The following is a 23591-nucleotide window of genomic DNA, read 5'->3' as shown; positions in this document are numbered from 1 at the left end:
AAGGAACAGCATGACTGATGTAACTGTAAAATCGCTGGCTGCTGAGATTCAGACCTCCGTGGACCGCCTGGTACAGCAATTTGCTGATGCAGGGATCCCGAAGTCCGCTGATGACTCGGTGACCGCGCAAGAAAAACAAACCTTGTTAACGCACCTGAACCGTGAACACGGTTCTACGCCTGACAAGTTAACGCTGCAGCGCAAAACGCGTAGCACGTTAAACATCCCTGGGACCGGTGGCAAAAGCAAATCGGTACAAATTGAAGTCCGCAAGACGCGCACCTTTGTAAAACGTGATCCGCAAGAGGCAGAACGCCTTGCCGCGGAAGAGCAGGCACAGCGTGAAGCGGAAGAACAAGCTCAGCGTGAGGCGGAAGCAACCGCCAAACGTGAAGCAGAATTAAAAGCTGAACGTGAGGCCGCAGAAAAAGCGAAACGCGACGCAAGTGATAAAGTGAAGCGTGACGCTGCGGAAAAAGACAAAGTGAGCAATCAACAGACAGACGAAATGACCAAAACCGCCCAGGCTGAAAAAGCCCGCCGTGAAAATGAAGCTGCCGAGCTGAAGCGTAAAGCGGAAGAAGAAGCCCGCCGTAAGCTGGAAGAAGAAGCTCGCCGCGTCGCCGAAGAAGCGCGCCGTATGGCAGAAGAAAACGAGAAGAATGGTGTGAATACCGTTGAGCCGACTGAAGACACCAGCGACTATCACGTGACCACTTCTCAGCATGCGCGTCAGGCTGAAGATGATAACGACCGTGAAGTTGAAGGCGGTCGTGGCCGTGGCCGTAATGCAAAAGCTGCGCGTCCGGCGAAAAAAGGCAACAAGCACGCTGAATCCAAAGCTGACCGTGAAGAAGCACGTGCTGCTGTTCGCGGCGGTAAAGGCGGTAAGCGTAAAGGTTCCGCTCTGCAGCAGAGCTTCCAGAAGCCTGCTCAGGCCGTTAACCGCGACGTCGTGATTGGCGAAACCATCACCGTTGGCGATCTGGCGAACAAGATGGCGGTTAAAGGCTCTCAGGTCATCAAAGCGATGATGAAGCTGGGCGCCATGGCGACCATCAACCAGGTGATCGATCAGGAAACCGCACAGCTGGTTGCTGAAGAGATGGGCCACAAAGTTATCCTGCGTCGTGAAAACGAGCTGGAAGAAGCGGTAATGAGCGACCGTGATACTGGCGCTGCGGCTGAACCGCGTGCACCAGTTGTGACCATCATGGGTCACGTTGACCACGGTAAAACCTCTCTGCTTGACTACATTCGTTCTACTAAGGTTGCCTCTGGTGAAGCGGGTGGTATTACCCAGCACATCGGTGCTTACCACGTAGAAACCGAAAACGGCATGATCACCTTCCTGGATACCCCAGGTCACGCGGCGTTTACCTCAATGCGTGCTCGTGGTGCTCAGGCAACGGATATCGTTGTACTGGTTGTTGCAGCGGACGACGGCGTGATGCCACAGACCATCGAAGCTATTCAGCACGCGAAAGCGGCGCAGGTGCCTCTGGTTGTTGCAGTCAACAAAATCGATAAGCCAGAAGCCGATCTGGACCGCGTGAAGAACGAACTGTCTCAGTACGGCGTTATGCCGGAAGAGTGGGGCGGTGAAGCGCAGTTCATCCCAGTATCTGCTAAAGCGGGTACCGGTATCGACGACCTGCTGAACGCGATTCTGCTGCAGGCTGAAGTACTGGAGCTGAAAGCGATCCGTAATGGTATGGCGAGCGGCGCGGTGATCGAATCCTTCCTGGATAAAGGTCGTGGCCCGGTTGCAACCGTTCTGGTACGCGAAGGTACGCTGAACAAGGGCGACATCGTTCTGTGTGGCTTCGAATATGGCCGCGTTCGTGCGATGCGTAACGAACTGGGTCAGGAAGTCCTGGAAGCGGGTCCGTCCATTCCAGTGGAAATCCTGGGTCTGTCCGGTGTTCCGGCTGCTGGTGACGAAGTGACCGTTGTGCGTGACGAGAAGAAAGCGCGTGAAGTGGCACTGTATCGTCAGGGCAAATTCCGTGAAGTTAAACTGGCTCGTCAGCAGAAATCTAAACTCGAGAACATGTTTGCCAACATGACCGAGGGCGAAGTTCACGAAGTGAACATCGTTCTGAAAGCTGACGTTCAGGGTTCTGTGGAAGCGATCTCCGACTCCTTGTTGAAACTGTCTACCGACGAAGTGAAAGTGAAGATCATCGGTTCTGGCGTAGGTGGTATCACCGAAACCGACGCAACCCTGGCTGCTGCCTCCAACGCTATCCTGGTTGGCTTCAACGTTCGTGCGGATGCATCTGCGCGTAAAGTGATTGAAGCCGAAAGTCTGGATCTGCGCTACTACTCCGTCATCTATAATCTGATCGACGAAGTGAAAGCAGCGATGAGCGGCATGCTGTCTCCTGAGCTGAAACAGCAGATCATCGGTCTGGCTGAAGTACGTGACGTGTTTAAATCACCGAAATTCGGTGCGATCGCGGGCTGTATGGTTACCGAAGGTAACATCAAGCGTCATAACCCAATCCGCGTACTGCGTGACAACGTGGTTATCTACGAAGGCGAGCTGGAATCCCTGCGCCGCTTCAAAGATGACGTTAACGAAGTCCGTAACGGCATGGAATGTGGTATCGGCGTGAAGAACTACAACGACGTTCGCGTTGGCGATATGATCGAAGTGTTCGAGATCATCGAAATTCAGCGTACCATCGCTTAATTACCGATTGTAAGCCGGGATCGCCTCGCGCCACCCGGCAATAATTTTAAAAGGGGCTTTTAGCCCCTTTTTTGTCTGGAGAATTTATTATGGCGAAAGAATTTGGTCGCCCTCAGCGCGTAGCGCAGGAAATGCAGAAAGAGATCGCACTCATTCTGCAACGTGAAATTAAAGACCCGCGCGTCGGCATGATGACCACCGTTTCCGGTGTCGAAATGTCCCGCGATTTGGCCTATGCAAAAGTGTTCGTCACTTTCCTGAACGATCAGGACGAAGCGGCAGTGAAAAACGGCATTAAAGCGCTGCAGGAAGCCTCTGGTTTCATCCGCTCCCTGCTCGGCAAAGCGATGCGCCTGCGTATCGTGCCTGAACTGACCTTCTTCTACGACAACTCGCTGGTCGAAGGTATGCGTATGTCCAACCTGGTGACCAGCGTGGTTAAACATGACGACGAGCGTCGTGTTAACCCGGCGGACGACAGCAAGGAGGACTAATGAGTCGTCCTCGTCGTCGTGGTCGCGACGTGCATGGTGTGCTGCTGCTGGATAAACCCCAGAGCGCTTCCAGCAACGACGTGCTGCAAAAAGTTAAGCGCATTTATAACGCCAACCGCGCGGGCCACACTGGTGCACTCGATCCGCTGGCGACCGGCATGCTGCCGGTCTGCCTGGGAGAGGCAACAAAGTTTTCCCAGTACCTGCTTGACTCCGATAAACGTTACCGCGTTATCGCTAAGCTGGGCCAGCGCACGGACACCTCCGACGCGGATGGCCAGGTCGTGGAAGAGCGTCCGGTGACGTTCAGCGCAGAACAGCTTGATGCTGCGCTGGATAGCTTCCGTGGGGACACGATGCAGGTGCCTTCAATGTATTCGGCGCTGAAATATCAGGGAAAGAAGCTCTACGAATATGCGCGCCAGGGTATTGAAGTCCCGCGTGAAGCCCGTCCGATAACCGTGTATGAGCTGCTGTTTATTCGCCACGAAGGTGATGAGCTGGAGCTGGAAGTGCACTGTTCGAAAGGGACCTATATTCGCACCATCATCGACGACCTCGGTGAAAAGCTGGGCTGCGGCGCGCATGTGATTTACCTGCGTCGTCTGGCGGTGAGTAAGTATCCGGTGGAGCGGATGGTGACCCTGGAATATCTGCGCGAGCTGGTAGAACAGGCGGAAGCGCAGGGGAGCGCGCCGGCAGATTTACTGGATCCATTGCTGATGCCGATGGACAGTCCGGCAGCGGACTTCCCGGTTGTTAATCTTCCTTTAACATCGTCTATTTACTTTAAGAACGGCAACCCGGTTCGTACGGCACAAGCGCCGCTGGAAGGACTGGTACGCGTGACCGAAGGTGACGAAGGGAAATTCATTGGTATGGGCGAAATGGATGGCGAAGGGCGCGTTGCGCCCCGTCGTCTGGTCGTCGAATATCCGGTCGACGCGTGACGGTGATAACGGCTCACCTTGCGATAAGCAGGGGAGACGAGTAGAATATCGCCGCTTAACGCCTGGTAAATTGTTTAACAATCTGCGGGGCGTACATGGGATTGCTGAATTAGAGATCGGCATCCTTATATTCTTTATACTTTGGAGTTTGAAAATGTCTCTAAGCGTTGAAGCTAAAGCTAAAATCGTTTCTGAGTTTGGTCGTGGTACTAACGACAGCGGTTCTACCGAAGTTCAGGTTGCACTGCTGACTGCACAGATTAACCACCTGCAGGGTCACTTTGCAGAGCACAAAAAAGATCACCACAGCCGTCGTGGTCTGCTGCGTATGGTTTCTCAGCGTCGTAAACTGCTCGACTACCTGAAACGTAAAGATGTTGCACGCTACACCGCGCTGATCGAGCGTCTGGGTCTGCGTCGCTAATTCTTGCGAGTTTCAGAAAAGGGGGCCTGATGGCCCCTTTTTTCAACCAGACGGCAGCAATTCACTGGAAACTATTGTATTGTTGCTATAAATGATCTTCATTGCAGAGGTTCGCGCGGCTAATGAGAGGCTTCACCCATGGGGGTGTTGGTTGTCATTAGTCGCGAGGATGCGAAGAAGGTCGGGTTAAATCGACAGCACACCGGTGGTGTGCTGTCAAACATTTAAGAAAGGACAGAACTTTGCTGAATCCGATCGTTCGTAAATTCCAGTATGGTCAACATACCGTCACGCTGGAAACCGGCATGATGGCTCGTCAGGCTACTGCTGCCGTTATGGTAAGCATGGATGACACTGCGGTATTCGTTACCGTTGTTGGCCAGAAAAAAGCTAAACCAGGTCAGGACTTCTTCCCGCTGACCGTTAACTACCAGGAGCGTACCTACGCTGCCGGTAAAATCCCGGGTGGTTTCTTCCGTCGTGAAGGCCGTCCAAGCGAAGGCGAAACCCTGATCGCGCGTCTGATTGACCGCCCGGTTCGTCCGCTGTTCCCTGAAGGCTTCGTTAACGAAGTACAGGTTATCGCGACCGTTGTTTCCGTTAACCCACAGGTTAACCCGGACATCGTTGCCATGATCGGCGCATCCGCTGCCCTGTCACTGTCTGGTATTCCATTCAATGGCCCAATCGGTGCCGCGCGCGTTGGTTACATCAACGACCAGTACGTGCTGAACCCAACTCAGGAAGAGCTGAAAGAAAGTAAGCTGGACCTGGTGGTTGCGGGTACTGAAGCCGCTGTGCTGATGGTTGAATCCGAAGCTGAACTGCTGAGCGAAGACCAGATGCTGGGTGCTGTGGTATTTGGTCACGACCAGCAGCAGATCGTTATCCAGAACATCAACGATCTGGTTAAAGAAGCCGGTAAACCACGTTGGGACTGGCAGCCAGAAGCGGCAAACGATGCGCTGAACGCACGCGTTGCAGCCCTGGCAGAATCTCGTCTGAGCGATGCATACCGCATTACTGACAAACAGGAGCGTTACGCTCAGGTTGACGTGATCAAGTCTGAAACTATCGCGACCCTGGTTGCTGAAGACGAAACGCTGGACGCTAACGAACTGAGCGACATCCTGCACGCAATCGAGAAAAACGTTGTTCGTAGCCGCGTACTCGCAGGTGAGCCGCGTATCGATGGCCGCGAAAAAGACATGATCCGTGGTCTGGATGTGCGTACTGGCGTTCTGCCACGTACTCACGGCTCCGCGCTGTTCACCCGTGGCGAAACGCAGGCGCTGGTTACCGCGACCCTGGGTACTGCACGTGACGCACAGATCATCGACGAACTGATGGGCGAGCGTACTGACAGCTTCCTGTTCCACTATAACTTCCCTCCGTACTCCGTAGGCGAAACCGGTATGGTTGGCTCGCCGAAGCGTCGTGAAATTGGTCACGGTCGTCTGGCGAAGCGCGGCGTACTGGCAGTCATGCCAGAAGCAGACAAATTCCCGTACACCGTACGTGTGGTGTCTGAAATCACCGAATCCAACGGTTCCTCTTCTATGGCTTCCGTGTGTGGTGCCTCTCTGGCGCTGATGGATGCAGGCGTGCCAATCAAAGCCGCCGTTGCGGGTATCGCAATGGGCCTGGTGAAAGAAGGTGACAACTTCGTTGTTCTGTCTGACATTCTGGGTGACGAAGACCACCTGGGTGATATGGACTTCAAAGTAGCGGGTTCCCGCGAAGGTATCTCTGCGCTGCAGATGGATATCAAAATTGAAGGTATCACCAAAGAGATCATGCAGGTTGCTCTGAACCAGGCTAAAGGTGCGCGTCTGCACATCCTGGGCGTGATGGAACAGGCGATTAACGCGCCGCGTGGCGACATTTCTCAGTTCGCTCCACGTATCCACACCATCAAGATCAATCCAGACAAGATCAAAGATGTTATCGGTAAAGGCGGTTCTGTTATCCGTGCTCTGACCGAAGAGACTGGCACCACGATCGAAATCGAAGATGACGGTACTGTGAAGATCGCAGCAACCGACGGCGAGAAAGCGAAATTCGCGATCCGTCGCATCGAAGAAATCACTGCAGAGATCGAAGTGGGCCGCGTCTACGCAGGGAAAGTGACCCGTATCGTTGACTTTGGCGCGTTCGTTGCCATCGGTGGCGGTAAAGAAGGTCTGGTTCACATCTCTCAGATCGCTGACAAGCGCGTTGAGAAAGTGACCGATTACCTGCAGATGGGTCAGGAAGTACCGGTGAAAGTTCTGGAAGTTGATCGCCAGGGCCGTATCCGTCTGAGCATTAAAGAAGCAACCGAGCAGTCTCAGCCAGCCGCTGCGCCAGAAGCACAGGCAGCAGAACAGCAAGGCGAGTAAGTTGCCATTTGCCCTCCGCTTTGCGGAGGGCCTATTATCAGGCAGGACGCCTTGTTAAGCCGCCGGGGGACAGGACGTTCATCCAATAGTTGTCTTCGGGAGTGGGAAATGAAGCCTTTTTTGCGCTGGTGTTTCGTTGCGACAGCTTTAACGCTGGCAGGATGCAGCAACTCTGCCTGGCGTAAGAGCGAAGTCCTCGCAGTGCCATTGCAACCGACTTTGCAGCAGGAAGTGATTCTGGCACGCATGGAACAAATACTTGCCAGTCGGGCTTTAACCGATGAAGAACGCGCGCAGCTTTTATATGAGCGCGGAGTGTTGTATGATAGTCTCGGTCTGAGGGCATTGGCGCGAAATGATTTTTCACAAGCGCTGGCTATCCGACCTGATATGCCTGAAGTATTCAATTACTTAGGCATTTATTTAACGCAGGCAGGCAATTTTGATGCTGCCTATGAAGCGTTTGATTCTGTACTTGAGCTTGATCCAACTTACAACTACGCGCACTTGAATCGCGGTATCGCATTGTATTACGGCGGTCGTGATAAGTTAGCGCAAGATGATCTGCTGGCGTTTTATCAAGACGATCCTAATGATCCTTTCCGTAGCCTGTGGCTTTACATCGTTGAGCGGAAGCTCGATGAGAAGCAGGCAAAAGAGGCGCTGAAACAGCGTTTCGATAAATCGGACAAGGAACAGTGGGGATGGAACATTGTCGAGTTCTACCTGGGCAACATTAGCGAAGCAACGCTGATGGAACGCCTCAAGGCGGACGCAACGGATAACACCTCGCTCGCTGAGCATCTCAGTGAAACCAACTTCTATTTAGGTAAGTACTACCTAAGTCTGGGGGATATGGACAGCGCTACGGCACTGTTCAAATTAGCGGTTGCTAACAACGTACACAACTTCGTTGAGCACCGTTATGCATTGTTGGAATTATCGCTCTTGGGCCAGGAGCAAGACGACCTGGCAGAATCGGACCAGCAATAGCTGACGACATAAACATCAGCCCGTAATCTTTTGATTGCCATCACCTTGACTGGTGAGGGCGTTGTTGTTCGTCAATACACCTACTTTGAGCCGGTTCACACTTTTCAATGAAAATTGCTAATCATTTTCACGATGAGCTAAGTAGACTGGCCGCCATTAATATCGAGGCACTTGTACTACATGGCTGAATTCGAAACCACTTTTGCAGATCTGGGCCTGAAGGCTCCTATCCTTGAAGCCCTTAACGATCTGGGTTACGAAAAACCATCTCCGATCCAGGCTGAGTGTATCCCACACCTGCTTTCTGGTCGTGACGTGCTGGGCATGGCCCAGACTGGTAGCGGTAAAACTGCAGCATTTTCGCTGCCGCTGCTGAACAACATTGATCCGGACCTGCGTGCACCGCAGATCCTCGTCCTGGCTCCAACCCGTGAACTGGCTGTTCAGGTTGCAGAAGCAATGACGGAATTCTCTAAACATATGCGCGGCGTAAACGTGGTAGCCCTGTACGGCGGCCAGCGTTATGACGTGCAGTTACGCGCCCTGCGCCAGGGCCCACAGATTGTTGTCGGTACGCCGGGCCGTCTGCTGGATCACCTGAAGCGCGGTACTCTGGACCTCTCTAAGCTGAGCGGCCTGGTACTGGATGAAGCAGATGAAATGCTGCGTATGGGCTTCATCGAAGACGTCGAAACCATCATGGCGCAGATCCCGGACGGTCATCAGACCGCGCTGTTCTCTGCCACCATGCCAGAAGCGATTCGTCGTATCACCAAGCGCTTCATGAAAGATCCTCAGGAAGTGCGTATTCAGTCCAGCGTAACCACTCGCCCGGACATCAGTCAGAGCTACTGGTCTGTGTACGGCATGCGCAAAAACGAAGCGCTGGTACGTTTCCTGGAAGCGGAAGATTTTGATGCGGCGATTATCTTCGTTCGTACCAAAAACGCGACCCTGGAAGTGGCTGAAGCCCTGGAGCGTAGCGGCTACAACAGCGCAGCGCTGAACGGCGACATGAACCAGGCCCTGCGTGAGCAGACTCTGGAGCGTCTGAAAGACGGTCGTCTGGATATCCTGATTGCAACCGACGTGGCAGCACGTGGTCTGGACGTTGAGCGTATCAGCCTGGTTGTAAACTACGACATCCCGATGGATTCCGAGTCTTACGTTCACCGTATCGGTCGTACCGGTCGTGCGGGTCGTGCTGGCCGCGCGCTGCTGTTCGTTGAGAACCGCGAGCGTCGTCTGCTGCGCAACATCGAACGCACCATGAAGCTGACCATTCCAGAAGCTGACCTGCCAAACGCAGATCTGCTGGGCAAACGCCGCCTGGAAAAATTCGCCGCGAAAGTACAGCAGCAGCTGGAAAGCAGCGATCTGGATCAGTACCGTGCGCTGCTGTCGCAGATTCAGCCTACCGCTGAAGGCGAAGAGCTGGACATGGAAACCCTGGCTGCAGCACTGCTGAAAATGGCTCAGGGCGAACGTAGCCTGATCGTGCCACCAGATGCGCCTATGCGTCCTAAGCGTGAATTCCGTGACCGTGACGATCGCTTCGAACGTCGTGGCGACCGTAATGACCGTGGCCCACGTGGTGACCGTCCAGAGCGTGGTGGTGAAGACCGTCCACGTCGTGAACGTCGTGACGCGGGTGATATGGAACTGTACCGCATTGAAGTGGGCCGTGATGATGGCGTTGAAGTTCGTCACATCGTTGGCGCGATTGCTAACGAAGGCGACATCAGCAGCCGTTACATCGGTAACATCAAGCTGTTCGCATCCCACTCTACCATCGAGCTGCCAAAAGGCATGCCGGGCGAAGTGCTGCAGCACTTTACGCGCACCCGCATCCTGAACAAGCCGATGAACATGCAGCTGATGGGCGATGCACAGCCACGTCCTGACCGCGGTGGTGAACGTCGTGGCGGTGGTCGCAGTTTCGGTGGCGAGCGTCGTGAAGGCGGCCGCAGCGAAGGTCGCGGTGAACCACGTCGTTTCTCCGGTGAGCGTCGCGAAAGCCGTGGCCCACGTCGTGATGAAGGCACCAGCCGTCGCCGTGACGCGTAAGCCTTACGCAACTGACGTAAAGTAAAATATACAGCCCCGATACACGCTATCGGGGCTTTTTTTATTCCTTTTGTACTCTTGTACTGGTACAGTGCGTCACATTAAAATGCAGAACCGCATGATTGACTGGAGAAAAGGCTGTATGGCGACACTTACCACCACCCAAACGTCACCTTCGCTGCTTGGCGGCGTGGTGATCATCGGCGGAACCATCATTGGAGCCGGGATGTTTTCCCTGCCTGTGGTCATGTCCGGTGCGTGGTTCTTCTGGTCGCTGGCCGCGCTGGTCTTTACCTGGTTCTGCATGCTCCATTCCGGGCTGATGATCCTTGAGGCAAACCTGAACTACCGGATTGGCTCCAGCTTCGACACCATCACCAAAGATCTGCTGGGCAAAGGCTGGAACCTGGTGAACGGTCTGTCCATCGCGTTTGTGCTCTATATCCTGACCTACGCGTATATTTCGGCGAGCGGCTCGATTCTGCATCACACCTTCTCGGAGATGTCGCTGAACATTCCGCCGCGTCTGGCGGGGCTATGTTTTGCGCTGGCTGTGGCGTTTATCGTCTGGATGAGTACCAAAGCGGTGAGCCGCATGACGGCGATCGTATTAGGCGCTAAGGTCATCACCTTCTTCCTGACCTTCGGCAGCCTGCTGGGGCACGTGACGCCCGCCACGCTGTTTAACGTCGCCGAGGTGAACACCTCCTATACGCCGTACCTGCTGATGACGCTGCCGTTCTGTCTGGCGTCGTTCGGCTACCACGGTAACGTGCCGAGCCTCATGAAGTACTACGGCAAAGATCCGCGCACCATTGTGAAGTGTCTGGTCTATGGCACGCTGCTGGCGCTGGGGCTTTATGTGATTTGGCTGCTGGGGACGATGGGCAACATCCCGCGTCCGGAATTTATCGGCATTGCGCAGAAGGGCGGTAACATTGACGTGCTGGTGCAGGCGCTGAGCGGCGTGCTGAACAGCCGCAGCCTGGATCTGCTGCTGGTTATCTTCTCTAACTTTGCCGTGGCGAGCTCTTTCCTGGGTGTAACCCTGGGCCTGTTTGACTACCTGGCAGATCTGTTCGGCTTTGATGATTCTGCGATGGGGCGCTTCAAGACGGCGCTGCTGACTTTCCTGCCGCCGATTGTGGGCGGCCTGCTGTGGCCGAACGGCTTCCTGTACGCCATCGGCTATGCAGGGCTGGCGGCAACCATCTGGGCGGCGATAGTGCCGGCGCTGCTGGCGCGCAAATCACGTCAACGCTTCGGCAGCCCGAAATTCCGCGTCTGGGGCGGCAAACCGATGATTGCACTGATTCTGGTATTCGGCGTTGGTAACGCTCTGGTACACGTGCTGTCGAGTTTTAATCTGTTGCCTGTGTATCAGTAAAACGTGCGGTTTGAATCCCTCACCCCGGCCCTCTCCCACAGGGAGAGGGAGGAAAGAGTGTAGGCCCGGTATGCGAAGCGCCACCGGGCAAAAAACTACCCCACCAGCTCTTCTTTCACCTGCATGGCCAAATCAAACGAATGCAAACGCGCCTGGCGATCGAATATCTGGCCGTTAACCATAATTTCATCCGCCTGCGTTTCGCGTAGCACCGCGTCCAGCCCGTGACGCACTTTTGCCTTATCGCCTACCAGCGACATGCTCAGCGCCTGCTGCACGCCATACTGCTCGGAGGCGGACCACAGCTGATGCATATTCTCCACCGGCGGTGGAAGCTGGCCTGTCTCACCGCGACGCAGCTTCACAAACGCCTGCTGCATGGAGGTAAACAGGAATTCCGCATCGCGATTGCTGTCGGCGGCAATGATGTTGATACACACCATCGCGTACGGTTTCTCAAGACGCTCGGACGGTTTAAAGTTCGTGCGGTAAAGATGCAGCGCCTGATGCAGCATATCCGGCGCAAAGTGCGAGGCAAACGCAAACGGCAGCCCCAGCTGCGCGGCAAGCTGTGCGCTGTAGAGGCTTGAGCCTAACAGCCATACCGGGATCTTCTCACCGTAGCCCGGTACCGGGCGCACGTGCGGATTTGGATCGCGCGCGTCGAACCAGTCCACCAGCTCGGCCACGTCGCGCGGGAAGTTATCTATATCGCCGCTCATATGGCGACGCAGGGCACGCATCGTTGGCTGGTCGCTGCCGGGCGCACGACCAAGCCCTAAATCTATACGGCCCGGATATAGCGTATTCAGCGTGCCAAATTGCTCGGCAATCACCAGCGGGGCGTGGTTCGGCAGCATTACGCCACCGGAGCCCAGGTGCAGGGTGGTGGTGTTTGCCGCCAGATAACCAATCAGTACCGAGGTGGCTGCGCTGGCGATGCCTACCATATTGTGGTGCTCGGCCAGCCAGTAGCGGTGATAGCCACGCTTTTCGGCCAGCTGAGCAAGAGCGAGAGAATGCGAAAAGGCTTCTCTTGCCGAGGAGCCTTGTGGGATCGGCGCCAGATCCAGCACCGAAAACGGAATGGTTTTGTCAGTCATAACAGCTCACTTTGTCGACGGTGAATCTTTAATACTGCATTAAAAAATGATAACCGTTGTTAACAAAGTGAGCCTTTTTTACGCCTGCAGCTCCAGCCCGGCGAGCCGTCTCCAGTAGCCGTTGCAGTCGCTGTTTGCCGTCAGCGGCAGCGGTGAGGCACCGTTTTCGTTGGCGCGGAAGGCGTCAAGCATCGCGAACACGCCGGTATTCAGCGGCGACAGCCGAACCATATCCACCAGACCGTCCATCGACGCCAGCTCGTTGCCGAGGTTATAGACATAGCCGCTCATGGTCTGAATGCCGTTCAGGACAAACACCTGCTGATTCTCCTGTGACAGCATGCTGCGTCCGTTCGGGTACTTGATGCAGCAGGTTTCGCACTCGTCTTTCGGGCGGTCTTCCGAGCGTGCGGTGAAGCAGCGGGCGGAGTAGGCCAGCGGCAGATGACCGTAGCTCAGCACTTCCACTTCAAACTGATTGCGAATGCCCAGCGCTTCGCACTGGTTAAGCAGGTTAGCCAGCCAGTCGCGCGAAAGTTCCACCGGCATGCACCAGCGCGTCATCCCCTGTTTGAGCAATAGGCGCAGGGTTACGGCGTTGTAGCAGTTCAGGGCATGACCCGCAACAAACGGCAGCCTGCGTTCAGCGCACATGTTCACCACGCCCAGATCGCTCGCTTCCAGCAGGAACTCGCCGTTTTCAACGTAGCGCTTCAGCTCGCCCAGTTCGGAAGACGCCTGCACCAGCGCGAGCGTGGAGAGCACCACCTGCTTGCCGCTGCCGGCCAGGCCTTTTGCCATCTCCAGCCAGTCGCCCACTTTGGTGGCGCGGCGCTTGCTGCACACCGCTTCGCCGAGGTAAATCACATCGGCGCTGCTGGTCGCCGCCTGTTGGTAAAAATCTTCCAGCGTCTCTTTTGGCCAGTAGTAGAGCACCGGTCCTAATGAATATTTCATGATTTTCTCACTGCCATTTACGGTGATACGCGCCAAGCGTAGTTTGCGTGCCTTCGGACATCGATCCGAGCGTCTCCATCCAGGCCTGCTGTGGGGCGTAGTTCTGCGGGTCCGCCATGCAGCGGTCGATGGCCTGACGCCATACTTTCGCGACCTGGCTCACATAGGCCGGGCTGCGCTGGCGTCCTTCGATTTTCACCGAGGCAATATTGGCCGCCAGCAGTTCCGGCAGCAGCTCCAGCGTGTTGAGGCTGGTCGGCTCTTCCAGCGCGTGATAGCGCTCGCCGTCGACCAGATAGCGGCCTTTACACAGGGTTGGATAACCGGCGTTTTCCCCGTCCTGGTAGCGGTCAATCAGCACCTCATTCAGGCGAGACTCCAGCCCCTGAGGGGTCTGCTGCCAGCGAACAAAGCGGGCAGGGGAGCAGGCCCCGACGGTATTCGGCGATTCACCGGTTAAATAAGAGGAAAGATAGCAACGGCCTTCGGCCATGATGCACAGGCTGCCAAAGGCAAAAACTTCCAGCGGTACTGGCGTGACGCGCGCGAGTTGCTTAACCTGATGAATAGAGAGCACGCGCGGCAGCACCACGCGGGCAACGTCAAAGTGTTGATGGTAAAAACGCACCGCCTCTTCGTTGGTGGCTGATGCCTGAACAGAGACGTGGCGCTCAATATGGGGATAGCGTTCTGCCGCATACTCAAGCATGGCGAGGTCGGCCAGGATCAGCGCATCGGCACCCAGCTGTGCCGCCATGTCCACCGCGCGCTGCCAGCGGGCGTAGCCGTCAGGATGAGCAAAGGTATTGATGGCGATATGCAGCTTGCGGCGGTGCTGATGAACGAAGTTAACGGCTTCCTGAAGCTTTTTCTCCGTAAAGTTAAGGCCAGCAAAATGGCGGGCGTTGGTGTCATCTTTCAGCCCGATATAGACCGCATCGGCCCCATTTTCGATGGCCGCCTTAAGCGCCGGAAGGTTTCCGGCTGGGCAGAGCAGCTCCATAATTTATCCTGATGTAGTCGATCGCAAAATTGTTAACGAGCTGGGATTTTAATTAACCCATACGCGACAATTTTTGATTTAAGGCAGCTAATGGCGTATTGATGGCACCAATAATGAGGTGCGGCGGACGACGGTTTGTTGATTTACGCCGCTATGTTGCGCTTCGGATATGGCAAAATAGCAGGACTATAGATATCAGGGAGTAAAGCTCGTGCTGGATAAACTGCGTTCACGTCTCGTACAATTTGGTCCATCAATGCTGAGCGTGCCGGTCAAGCTGGCGCCGTTCGCGCTAAAACGCCAGGTGCTGGAGCAGGTCCTGAGCTGGCAGTTCCGCCATGCGCTGCAGGACGGCGAGCTGGAGTTCCTGGAAGGCCGCTGGTTAAGCATTGAAGTGCGTGACATTGGGCTGCGCTGGTTTACCTCCGTTGAGAATGGCCAGCTGATCGTACGTGAAACCGCCGACGCGGATGTGAGCTTTAGCGCCAACGCCAGCGATCTGCTGATGATCGCCGCGCGTAAGCAGGATCCGGATACGCTCTTCTTCCAGCGCCGTCTGGTGATTGAAGGCGACACGGAGCTGGGCCTGTACGTGAAGAATTTAATGGATGCCATTGAGCTGGAGCAGATGCCGAAAGCGCTGCGCGTGATGTTAATGCAAATGGCAGATTTCGTTGAGGCCGGGCTGAAAACCCCGCCGGACGGTAAACACACTTCAGTAGGTGAGCCATGCTGATTCGAGTCGAAATTGGGATTGATGCGCCGGGGATCGATGCGTTGTTACGCCGCGCCTTTGCGAGCGATGCCGAAGCCCAACTGGTCCACGACCTTCGCGAAGACGGCCTGATTACGCTGGGGCTGGTTGCCACCGATGACGAAGGTCAGGTGGTCGGCTATGTGGCCTTCAGTCCGGTCATCGTTCAGGGCGAAGATCTTCAGTGGGTGGGAATGGCTCCACTGGCGGTAGATGAAAACTATCGCGGGCAAGGGCTGGCACGTCAGCTGGTCTATGAAGGGCTGGACTCGCTCAATGAGTTTGGCTATGCCGCCGTGGTCACGCTGGGCGATCCGGCGTTCTATGGTCGATTAGGCTTTGAGCAGGCCGCGCATTACGATCTGCGCTGCCGCTGGCCGGGTACGGAATCCGCTTTCCAGGTTCATCGTCTGGCGGACGACGCGCTCAACGGCGTCAATGGGCTGGTCGAGTACCACGACCATTTTAATCGCTTTTAATCAGGCTCTCGCGTAGCGCCTCAAAGGAGCCGTCTCCGGTCACGAGGCGCTCTTTCTGGCGCTTTGTCAGCTGCTTGATGCGGTATTCCAGCCTGAGCGCCAGCGAACGGTCGCCGACGGCCGCTGAGAAGGCGAGCTGTAATTCCCCTTTCCCCCGCAGCGCTTTTGCCCCTTTCCCCGTTTGATGTTGTAAAAAACGCCGCGCCACATCGGTGGTGATCCCGGTGTAGAGTGCGTTATCAGCGGTTCGGACAAGATAGAGAAACCAGCACACGGTAAACGGATTCAGTATGTTAAGGTGAACGCACCATAGCATGAGAGAGAACGAAAATGGAAACACTGGCAGCCATCAACCGCTGGCTGGCGAAGCAGCACGTCGTCACCTGGTGCGTCTACAGCGAGGGTGAGATGTGGTGCGCAAACGCGTTTTACTACTACGATCCGGAGCGCGTGGCGTTTTATGTCATGAGCGAAGACAAAACGCGTCATGCGCAGATGACCGGCCAGCAGGCTAAGGTCGCGGGCACGGTAAACGGCCAGCCGAAAACGGTCGCGCTGATCCGCGGCGTGCAGTTTAAAGGGGAGATCCGTCGTCTGGACGGAGAAGAGAGCGACGCGCGTCGTAAGCTCTACACGCGCCGCTTTCCCGTTGCCGCTGCGCTAAAAGCCCCGGTGTGGGAAATCCGCCTCGATGAGCTGAAATTTACCGACAACACCCTGGGCTTTGGCAAGAAGTTGCACTGGTTACGCGCCGAGCAGGCGTAGCGCTTCGCGGTTAAACGCCGGGAGATCGTCCGGGGTTCGGCTGGTGATCAGCTGATCTTTGTCGTTGACCACCTCCTGATCGTAAAACTCGGCCCCCGCATTTTTCAGATCGATAACGATCGGTTTCACGGCGGTAAGCTTACGCCCGCGGACCACTTCTGCGCTGATGAGCAGCTGCGGGCCGTGGCAGATGGCAAAGACCGGTTTGCCGGTAGAGACAAAGTCCCGGGTGAAGGTCACGAAGCGCTCGTCCCCGCGCAGGGAATCCGGGGAATGGCCGCCGGGTAACAGCAGGGCGTCGAAATCTGAGGGGCTAACGTTATCGATGGTCTCATCAATGGTCACGGTCGCCTCGCCCTTATGGCCCGTCACCGTTTTGCCCGCCTCTTTCTCAATGGTGATGACCTCATGTCCCGCCTTGCGGAACGCCTCTGCTGGAGAGGTGAATTCTGAATCTTCAAACTCGTCGGTAATCAAGACTGCGATTTTCTTGCCCATGCTTCCTCCGTTGTTTTGGCTTCAGACTGATTTTTCTCCGCTTGTGGTAAATACTTACCTGTAACAGACTTCTAAGTGTGGTCGACGACGCTGAGTTCGCAAACGGACAATTCTGTAAAGGGGAAAAGATGAGTCAGGTATTGATTACGGGTGCCACCGGGTTAGTGGGCGATCATCTGCTGCGGCTGCTGATTCAGGATCGCCGCGTGAACTATATCGCCGCCCCGACGCGTCGACCGCTGGCGGACTTATCCGGCGTCTTTAATCCGCACGATCCTCAGCTGACGGACGCGCTGGCGCAGGTGCAGGACCCGATTGATATCGCCTTTTGCTGTCTGGGCACCACGCGGCGGGAGGCGGGCAGCAAAGAGGCATTTATCCACGCCGACTATACGCTGGTGGTGGATACCGCACTTACGGCGAAAAAGCTGGGGGCCAAACATTTTCTGGTGGTCAGCGCGCTGGGCGCCAGTGCCGGATCGCCTTTCTTCTACAACAAGGTGAAGGGCAAGATGGAGGAGGCGCTGATTGCGCAGAAGTGGGAGCAGCTGACGATTGTGCGCCCTTCGATGCTGATCGGCCACCGGGACGAACGCCGGTTTAACGAGTCGATACTGGCTCCGCTGTTTCGCATCCTTCCCGGCAACTGGAAATCCATCGAGGCACGGGACGTCGCGCGCGCGATGTTAAAAGAGGGGCTGGCCCCGTCGAAAGCGGGTGTTAACATTATTCCTTCGGCAAAACTGCGTGAAATAGCGCAGGGCGAGGCGTAAACTCCCCCGGCTAATAACCTAATACTCTCCGGGGAATGCTATGACTGGTCAGTCTTCATCTCAGGCGGCAACACCTGTTCAGTGGTGGAAGCCCGCACTCTTCTTTCTCGTGGTCATTGTTGGCCTCTGGTATGTGAAATGGCAGCCGTACTACGGCAAAGCCTTCACTGCCGCCGAAACGCACAGCATCGGTAAATCTATTCTCGCACAGGCTGAATCCAGCCCGCTGCAGGCGGCGTGGGACTATGCCATGGTCTACTTCCTTGCCGTCTGGAAGGCCGCCGTCTTAGGCGTCATTCTTGGCTCGCTGATTCAGGTGCTTATCCCGCGCAACTGGCTGGTGAAAACGCTCGGGCAGCCGCGCTTTCAGGGTACGCTGCTGGGGACGATTTTCTCCCTGCCGGGGATGATGTGTTCCTGCTGCGCCGCGCCCGTGGCCGCAGGGATGCGCCGTCAGCGCGTGTCGATGGGCGGTGCGCTGGCGTTCTGGATGGGGAACCCGCTGCTCAACCCGGCAACGCTGGTGTTTATGGGCTTTGTGCTGGGCTGGCATTTCGCGTTCATCCGTCTGGTCGCCGGGCTGCTGACCGTGCTGGTGGTGGCGACGCTGGTGCAAAATCTGGTGAAGGATAAGACGCCAGAGTCCGCGTCTGTTGAGCTGGACGTCAGCGAACCGCAGGGTGGCTTCTTTGCGCGCTGGGGCAGGGCGCTATGGCAGCTTTTCTGGAGCACCATCCCGGTCTATATCCTGGCGGTACTGGTTTTGGGGGCGGCGCGCGTCTGGCTCTTCCCGCATGCGGATGGCGCTATCGACAACACGCTGATGTGGGTCATTGCAATGGCCGTTGCAGGCTGCCTGTTTGTGATCCCAACGGCGGCGGAGATCCCGATTGTTCAGACCATGATGCTTGCAGGTATGGGCACCGCGCCGGCGCTGGCGCTGTTGATTACGCTGCCGGCGATCAGCCTGCCGTCGCTTATCATGCTGCGTAAGTCGTTCCCAGCGAAAGCGCTGTGGCTGACCGCAGGGCTGGTGGCGTTGAGCGGGGTGATGGTGGGGAGTATTGCGCTTGTGTGAAAAAAGCCCGGTGACGCTACGCTTACCGGGCCTACAAAAAAATCCCCTCAAGCGAGGGGATTTTTTTTATTTGATGTAAGTAAACGCGGTGGTGACGTGCTTCACGCCGCTCACCCGGCTGGCGATATCGGCCGCCGCTTTTCCTTCACGGTCGGTCACCAGACCCAGCAGGAACACTTCACCGTTTTCAGTCGTCACTTTCACGTTGGAGGATTTCACCTGGTCCGAGCCCAGCAGCTGGGAACGCACCTTGGTGGTGATCCAGGTATCGGAAGAGGCGTCACCCAGGCCAATTGGCTTGCCCTGACGCACTTCGTTAAACACCTCTGTGGTGCCTTCGACGCCCATCGCAATCTGTTTCGCGCGAGAGGCGAGCTCCAGATTCGGCGCCTGGCCTGCCAGCAGCACTTTGCCCTGATAAGCCGTCACGTTGATACGCGCTTCTTTCTTAATTTGTTCGTCTTTCGACAGCGCACTGTTGACGCGCAGCTCCAGCGTACCGTCATCCACCTGCGTCCCCACGGTGCGTGGATCGGTTGCCGCTTTGGTGCCTACCGCGGCGGTACCCACAACGGCCGCAGCGATACATCCCTGAAGCAGTAATGCAGACATAAGGACTGCGAGGGTCGATAAAGCCTTCATAAGAACTCCTTAATCATCCTGGTGAGGGAAAAGCGTGTTATCGATCAAATCGCATAAGCAGTTCACCGTGAGCATATGCATCTCCTGAATACGCGCGCTCCGGTGAGAAGGAATGCGGATTTCCACATCCTGCGGCCCAAGCAGACCCGCCAGCTCACCACCGTCATAGCCGGTTAAGGCCACGATTGTCATGTCGCGTGTGACGGCGGCTTCAACGGCTTTGACAATATCCCGGCTATTGCCGCGCGTGGAGATGGCCAACAGCACATCTCCGGCGTGACCCAGGGCTCGCACCTGCTTTGCGTAAATTTCGTCATGCAGACGATCGTTAGCAATCGCCGTTAAGACCACATTATCGGTATTAAGTGCAATGGCGGGTAAACTCGGGCGTTCTGTTTCAAAGCGATTGATCATGCTGGCAGCAAAATGCTGTGCGTTGGCGGCTGACGTGCCGTTGCCACAACAGAGGATTTTGTTGCCGTTTAGCAGGGATTGCACCAGCGTCATGGCGGCACGCGAGATAGCATCCGGAAGGGCTTCCGCCGCGGCAATCTGAGTCTGGATGCTTTCTGTGAAGCACACTTTAATTCTTTCGAGCACGTTATCCCTTTTAAATCTTAATTATGCGTCTTCGCCAAAAGCGTTTTTAAGCCATTCGATCTCATTTCCGGTGAAGGCTATCACATCGAACCGGCAATCCACAGTATCAAAGCTCCCATTATGGCGGGCAAGCCACAAGTGGGCAGTCTGTAATAATTTATGTTGTTTGGCGAGCGTCACGCTGGCGGCAGCACCGCCAAAACGGGAGGACTGTCGAAAGCGAACTTCTACAAACACGATGACCTGACCGTCTTTCATGATCAGATCAATTTCGCCGCCGCGCCCGCGGACGTTAGCGGCGATAAAGCGCAGTCCATTGCCTTCAAGCCAGCGACGCGCCTTTAATTCCCACGCATCGCCGGTCTCTTTAAGGCTTAACTGGCCGGGACGATTTGCCCCTGCTGGTATTTGAGCCATGATAACTTCCTGTTGATCACGCAGTCCTGAGTCGCAGTCAGATCGCCGGTGTTGCCGTTAAGCTCAAAGCCCGGCACCTGACGCATCTGGGTAAAGTGGTTCGCCAGCGCCCATGCATCGACACCCATCGCATACAGACGCGCCAGCGAATAATCGTTACGTACGGTACTCAGCGCCTGCTGCATCAGCGCCGGATTGCTGCCTGCCAGCATCGGGATTTCGCTGTACTGCAGGCCGTCCATTTCCAGACGGAAATCCGGGCCTGCAGTGCCCTGCGCGCTGCGCGAGCTGGCGTAAAGGGTTGCGCCGCTCTGGCTGCCGTTACGCATCGCGATCATCGGTTTGATAAAGGCGATCTCCTGCGGCGTGGCAACGATATAGGCCGCGTCCACTTTACCGCCACCGCTAATCTGCGCGTCGGTAGGCGGGGCAGGGATCGTCAGGCCACCAATCGTCACGCCCTGCTGCTGCGGCAGGCTCGCGGTGACAGGGCTGCCGTTAAGCGCGATACCCGCTCCACCGTTTACGCCAGCGCGCAGTTCAGAGACGGAACCGAATTTCTGCTGCAGCACCACGCCGCCGCCGAGCTTCTGCCACTCATCGGCAAAGGCAGTGGCCACGCGATCGCCCAGCGCGCTGCGTGGGATGAGCAGCAGCGGAGCCTGCTTACCCTGCTCGTGAATATGACGCGCCGCATCGCGGGCTTCATCTTCAGGGGAAAGTGCGAAATAGCAAATATTGGCCCGGTTCTGAACCTGCTCAGGCTGGTTGAGCGCCAGTACGTTCAGCGTGGTATTGCTCTTCATCAGCTCTTCCACGTTGTTTTTCAGCAGCGGACCGACAACGATGCTCGCCCCGTCCTGTTGAACCTGCGCCAGAACCTGGTCAAGCGGCTGCGAGCTGGTGTCGTAAATTTTCACCTCAGCGCCCGGGTTGGCGCTGGTGGCTGCCACGGCCTGCGGCTGCGCAGCAGGTTGAGCCGCGGGTTGTGCAGTCTGCTGTTGAGGCTGTTCTGCTGTTGCGTCAGGCGCTGGCGCCGCTTGCGTCTCGGCCGGAGCCTGAGTAGCAGGTGCTGTAGTAGCCGGGGCTGCCGCAGCCGGTGCAGCTGTAGCCGGAGGCGTCGTCGGGGCCGTCACCGGGTTTTGCATCGTACCCTGCGCCGGCGCTTGCGCCGTGGTCAGGTCGCTGGTCTCTGCGGCGGACGGGCTGACCACGTCATTCACGTTAGCCGCCTGTGCCGCCTGCGCGGGAACCGCACTTCCGGTTACCGACGTCGTGCCGTTTTTCGCGGCTTCGAAGCCCTGCTGAATGGTGCGCCCAAACACCGCCGCCTGGCCGTTGAGCGGCAGAAGCAGAGCGATTTTGCTGGTGGACGCTGGCTTAAAGTTCTGCACGTTCACCAGCTGGGTTGGCAGCATTTTCGCACCCGGGTTTTGCGGGTAGCGCGTCTGCCAGTCCGTAATACCGGCCTTCAGCATCTTTGGATCGCTGCGGTTGTTAAACCACATCTGCTGCAGATCCAGCCAGCCCTGCAGGACGTTTTCATCGGCGTTGATGACCAGCGCCTGCGCCTGTTCCTGGGTCATCGAGGCAAGCGCTTGCCAGGTGGCATCGATATTTTTCTGCTTATCGGCACCGCCGAGCAGCGGCTCTTGCGCGACGAGGGCGCGGAGCAGCGTCAGGGAAGGGCGCCCCTGCTCAGCGGTAATGCCCGCCTGCCAGAAGCGAGCCTGCTGATTTTTATCCAGCGCGCTCACGTCAATGTCACCGAGGATCTTCTTCGCGGCGGCATAATCTTTCAGCGCGACTTTCAGCTCGGCAGAGAGCAGACTCTGCTCACGACGCTGGGCGTCGTTAAGATCTTTCGGCAACTGGTTAAACAGTTCGGCAGCCTGCTGGGTTTTACCCTCTTTCAGCAGTGCACGAATGGCGAGTAATTGCCAGTTGGTCTTGGTATCATTTGAACTCTGCGACATTTGTTGCAGATAAAAGCCAGAATCAGCCTGAGCAGAACCCTGGAGATGGGCGGTGCTCTGGTCAGGTGCCTGGGTGCCACAGCCTGCAAAGATCAGGGCTGCCAGCAGAAGCGGCACGCTGCGCGTGGCTTTTTTTCGAAGAAACGTTAACGGTACCATACTGTATCCAGTGATTTTTTTTACGCAATGCTCAATATTAAATCGGCAATACGGACGAAACAATGAAACAACACGAAACGGCAGATAATTCTCAAGGCCAGCTTTATATTGTACCTACTCCTATCGGGAATTTGTCTGATATTACCCAACGTGCGCTCACCGTACTGCAAGCTGTTGATTTAATTGCCGCTGAAGATACCCGCCACACCGGCCTGTTGCTGCAACACTTCGCGATTAACGCCCGTTTGTTTGCCCTACACGATCACAATGAGCAACAAAAAGCCGAAACGCTGGTGGCGAAGCTGAAGGCGGGGCAGAACATTGCGCTGGTCTCCGACGCCGGTACGCCGCTGATCAACGATCCTGGCTATCACCTGGTGCGTACCTGTCGTGAAGCCGGTATTCGCGTTGTGCCGCTGCCGGGACCGTGCGCCGCAATTGCTGCGCTGAGTGCGGCGGGTCTACCATCCGATCGTTTCTGCTATGAAGGCTTCCTGCCAGCCAAATCCAAAGGCCGTCGCGACGTGTTAAAAGACCTGGAGGCGGAACCGCGCACCCTGATTTTCTACGAATCCACGCACCGCCTGCTGGAGAGCCTGGAAGATATGGTGACCGTGTGGGGAGAGGCCCGCTACGTGGTGCTGGCGCGCGAGCTGACCAAAACATGGGAAACCATTCACGGTGCGCCGGTGGGTGAACTGCTGGCGTGGGTGAAGGAAGATGAAAACCGCCGCAAGGGTGAAATGGTGCTGATTGTCGAAGGACATAAAGCGCAGGAAGACGCGCTGCCTGCCGACGCGCTGCGCACGCTGGCGCTGCTGCAGGCGGAACTGCCGCTAAAGAAAGCGGCGGCACTAGCGGCGGAGATCCACGGCGTGAAGAAAAATGCGCTGTATAAGCATGCGCTGGAGCAGCAGGGGGAGTAAGCCCCTGCCGCCTGTTTTGCCGGGTGGCGGCTGCACCTTACCCGGCCTGCAGATCGTTATGCGCCTT

At 56.4% G+C, this 23591-nt stretch carries 23 protein-coding genes and 1 pseudogene; 15 read left to right on the top strand and 9 right to left on the bottom strand.

What is annotated here, in order from left to right; translation table 11 throughout:
• Positions 1-10: 10 nt before the first annotated feature.
• The 9 genes and pseudogenes from infB (at position 11) to mtr (ending at position 11394) form a co-directional block, all read left to right on the top strand.
• Positions 11-2698, top strand: coding sequence for a translation initiation factor IF-2 (gene infB, locus KGP24_RS20690; protein WP_029739629.1), 2688 nt, complete (start codon positions 11-13; stop codon positions 2696-2698).
• Positions 2699-2787: 89 nt separating this feature from the next.
• The gene (gene rbfA / locus KGP24_RS20685) at positions 2788-3192 is read left to right on the top strand and encodes a 30S ribosome-binding factor RbfA (RefSeq protein WP_003024988.1); all 405 of its coding nucleotides are present in this window, start codon (positions 2788-2790) and stop codon (positions 3190-3192) included.
• Positions 3192-4142 (top strand): tRNA pseudouridine(55) synthase TruB, encoded by a 951-nt coding sequence (gene truB / locus KGP24_RS20680; protein WP_223561665.1) that lies wholly within the window; start codon positions 3192-3194, stop codon positions 4140-4142. Before rbfA ends, truB begins: the two co-directional genes overlap by 1 nt.
• A gap of 154 nt (positions 4143-4296) precedes the next feature.
• Positions 4297-4566 carry a 30S ribosomal protein S15 gene (gene rpsO, locus KGP24_RS20675; protein WP_003861789.1) on the top strand — a complete coding sequence of 90 codons (270 nt, stop codon included), beginning with the start codon at positions 4297-4299 and terminating at the stop codon, positions 4564-4566.
• Between the two features lie 242 nt (positions 4567-4808).
• Positions 4809-7005, top strand: a pseudogene (gene pnp, locus KGP24_RS20670) (polyribonucleotide nucleotidyltransferase).
• Between the two features lie 50 nt (positions 7006-7055).
• Positions 7056-7940, top strand: a complete 885-nt coding sequence (nlpI, locus tag KGP24_RS20665; protein ID WP_023333586.1) for a lipoprotein NlpI — start codon at positions 7056-7058, stop codon at positions 7938-7940.
• A gap of 107 nt (positions 7941-8047) precedes the next feature.
• On the top strand, positions 8048-8128 hold the full coding sequence (gene yrbN / locus KGP24_RS20660) for a protein YrbN (RefSeq protein WP_097397692.1): 81 nt from the start codon (positions 8048-8050) through the stop codon (positions 8126-8128).
• The gene (locus KGP24_RS20655) at positions 8121-10007 is read left to right on the top strand and encodes a DEAD/DEAH family ATP-dependent RNA helicase (RefSeq protein ID WP_023333585.1); all 1887 of its coding nucleotides are present in this window, start codon (positions 8121-8123) and stop codon (positions 10005-10007) included. Before yrbN ends, KGP24_RS20655 begins: the two co-directional genes overlap by 8 nt.
• Before the next feature lie 142 nt (positions 10008-10149).
• Complete coding sequence (gene mtr / locus KGP24_RS20650) at positions 10150-11394, top strand: tryptophan permease (RefSeq protein ID WP_223561664.1); 1245 nt, start codon at positions 10150-10152, stop codon at positions 11392-11394.
• Between the two features lie 95 nt (positions 11395-11489).
• On the opposite strand, the gene KGP24_RS20645 is transcribed toward mtr, so the two are convergent.
• The 3 genes from KGP24_RS20645 to KGP24_RS20635 all read right to left on the bottom strand — a co-directional run bounded on the left by KGP24_RS20645 (position 11490) and on the right by KGP24_RS20635 (position 14457).
• On the bottom strand, positions 11490-12497 hold the full coding sequence (locus tag KGP24_RS20645; RefSeq protein ID WP_223561663.1) for a luciferase-like monooxygenase: 1008 nt from the start codon (positions 12495-12497) through the stop codon (positions 11490-11492).
• Between the two features lie 78 nt (positions 12498-12575).
• Positions 12576-13454, bottom strand: coding sequence for a U32 family peptidase (locus tag KGP24_RS20640; RefSeq protein WP_223561662.1), 879 nt, complete (start codon positions 13452-13454; stop codon positions 12576-12578).
• A gap of 7 nt (positions 13455-13461) precedes the next feature.
• A complete protein-coding gene (locus KGP24_RS20635; protein ID WP_023309326.1) occupies positions 13462-14457 on the bottom strand; it encodes a peptidase U32 family protein in 996 nt (331 codons plus the stop codon).
• A 211-nt stretch (positions 14458-14668) separates the two neighbouring features.
• Between KGP24_RS20635 and KGP24_RS20630 the strand changes: the two genes are divergently transcribed.
• Together KGP24_RS20630 and KGP24_RS20625 are read left to right on the top strand one after the other, a co-directional pair.
• Positions 14669-15193 (top strand): SCP2 domain-containing protein, encoded by a 525-nt coding sequence (locus tag KGP24_RS20630; protein WP_223561661.1) that lies wholly within the window; start codon positions 14669-14671, stop codon positions 15191-15193.
• Positions 15187-15690, top strand: coding sequence for an N-acetyltransferase (locus tag KGP24_RS20625; protein ID WP_126329205.1), 504 nt, complete (start codon positions 15187-15189; stop codon positions 15688-15690). Before KGP24_RS20630 ends, KGP24_RS20625 begins: the two co-directional genes overlap by 7 nt.
• Here the strand turns inward: KGP24_RS20625 and KGP24_RS20620 are convergent.
• Positions 15677-16006 carry a GIY-YIG nuclease family protein gene (locus KGP24_RS20620; RefSeq protein WP_023309323.1) on the bottom strand — a complete coding sequence of 110 codons (330 nt, stop codon included), beginning with the start codon at positions 16004-16006 and terminating at the stop codon, positions 15677-15679. The genes KGP24_RS20625 and KGP24_RS20620 overlap by 14 nt on opposite strands.
• 14 nt (positions 16007-16020) lie before the next feature.
• Here KGP24_RS20620 and KGP24_RS20615 point away from each other — a divergent pair, with 14 nt between their 5' ends.
• The gene (locus KGP24_RS20615) at positions 16021-16455 is read left to right on the top strand and encodes a YhbP family protein (RefSeq protein WP_223561660.1); all 435 of its coding nucleotides are present in this window, start codon (positions 16021-16023) and stop codon (positions 16453-16455) included.
• Here the strand turns inward: KGP24_RS20615 and KGP24_RS20610 are convergent.
• A complete protein-coding gene (locus tag KGP24_RS20610; RefSeq protein ID WP_023333577.1) occupies positions 16435-16953 on the bottom strand; it encodes a type 1 glutamine amidotransferase domain-containing protein in 519 nt (172 codons plus the stop codon). The two genes, KGP24_RS20615 and KGP24_RS20610, sit on opposite strands and share 21 nt — an antisense overlap.
• Positions 16954-17081: 128 nt before the next feature.
• On the opposite strand from KGP24_RS20610, the gene KGP24_RS20605 reads away from it, so the two are divergent.
• Together KGP24_RS20605 and KGP24_RS20600 are read left to right on the top strand one after the other, a co-directional pair.
• On the top strand, positions 17082-17726 hold the full coding sequence (locus tag KGP24_RS20605) for an NAD(P)H-binding protein (protein WP_223561659.1): 645 nt from the start codon (positions 17082-17084) through the stop codon (positions 17724-17726).
• Between the two features lie 40 nt (positions 17727-17766).
• Positions 17767-18804: a permease gene (locus KGP24_RS20600; RefSeq protein ID WP_223561658.1), complete on the top strand. Its 1038-nt coding sequence runs from the start codon at positions 17767-17769 to the stop codon at positions 18802-18804.
• A 66-nt stretch (positions 18805-18870) separates the two neighbouring features.
• Here KGP24_RS20600 and dolP read toward each other — a convergent pair whose 3' ends face one another.
• The 4 genes from dolP to KGP24_RS20580 are packed head-to-tail and all read right to left on the bottom strand — an operon-like array spanning position 18871 to position 22598.
• Positions 18871-19446 (bottom strand): division/outer membrane stress-associated lipid-binding lipoprotein, encoded by a 576-nt coding sequence (gene dolP, locus KGP24_RS20595; protein WP_029739641.1) that lies wholly within the window; start codon positions 19444-19446, stop codon positions 18871-18873.
• A gap of 9 nt (positions 19447-19455) precedes the next feature.
• Positions 19456-20046 (bottom strand): DnaA initiator-associating protein DiaA, encoded by a 591-nt coding sequence (gene diaA, locus KGP24_RS20590; RefSeq protein WP_003861754.1) that lies wholly within the window; start codon positions 20044-20046, stop codon positions 19456-19458.
• A gap of 21 nt (positions 20047-20067) precedes the next feature.
• Positions 20068-20463, bottom strand: coding sequence for a YraN family protein (locus KGP24_RS20585; protein WP_223561657.1), 396 nt, complete (start codon positions 20461-20463; stop codon positions 20068-20070).
• Positions 20421-22598 carry a penicillin-binding protein activator gene (locus KGP24_RS20580; protein WP_223561656.1) on the bottom strand — a complete coding sequence of 726 codons (2178 nt, stop codon included), beginning with the start codon at positions 22596-22598 and terminating at the stop codon, positions 20421-20423. Before KGP24_RS20580 ends, KGP24_RS20585 begins: the two co-directional genes overlap by 43 nt.
• 62 nt (positions 22599-22660) lie before the next feature.
• Between KGP24_RS20580 and rsmI the strand changes: the two genes are divergently transcribed.
• Positions 22661-23524 (top strand): 16S rRNA (cytidine(1402)-2'-O)-methyltransferase, encoded by an 864-nt coding sequence (rsmI, locus tag KGP24_RS20575; RefSeq protein WP_223561655.1) that lies wholly within the window; start codon positions 22661-22663, stop codon positions 23522-23524.
• The last annotated feature ends 67 nt before the right edge of the window (positions 23525-23591 follow it).

The sequence above is a fragment of the Enterobacter sp. JBIWA008 genome, assembly GCF_019968765.1.
In the GTDB taxonomy this organism is placed as follows: Bacteria; Pseudomonadota; Gammaproteobacteria; order Enterobacterales; family Enterobacteriaceae; genus Enterobacter.
Note: the sequence above shows the minus strand (reverse complement) of the source record. Positions and strands in the feature narration are given on the sequence as shown.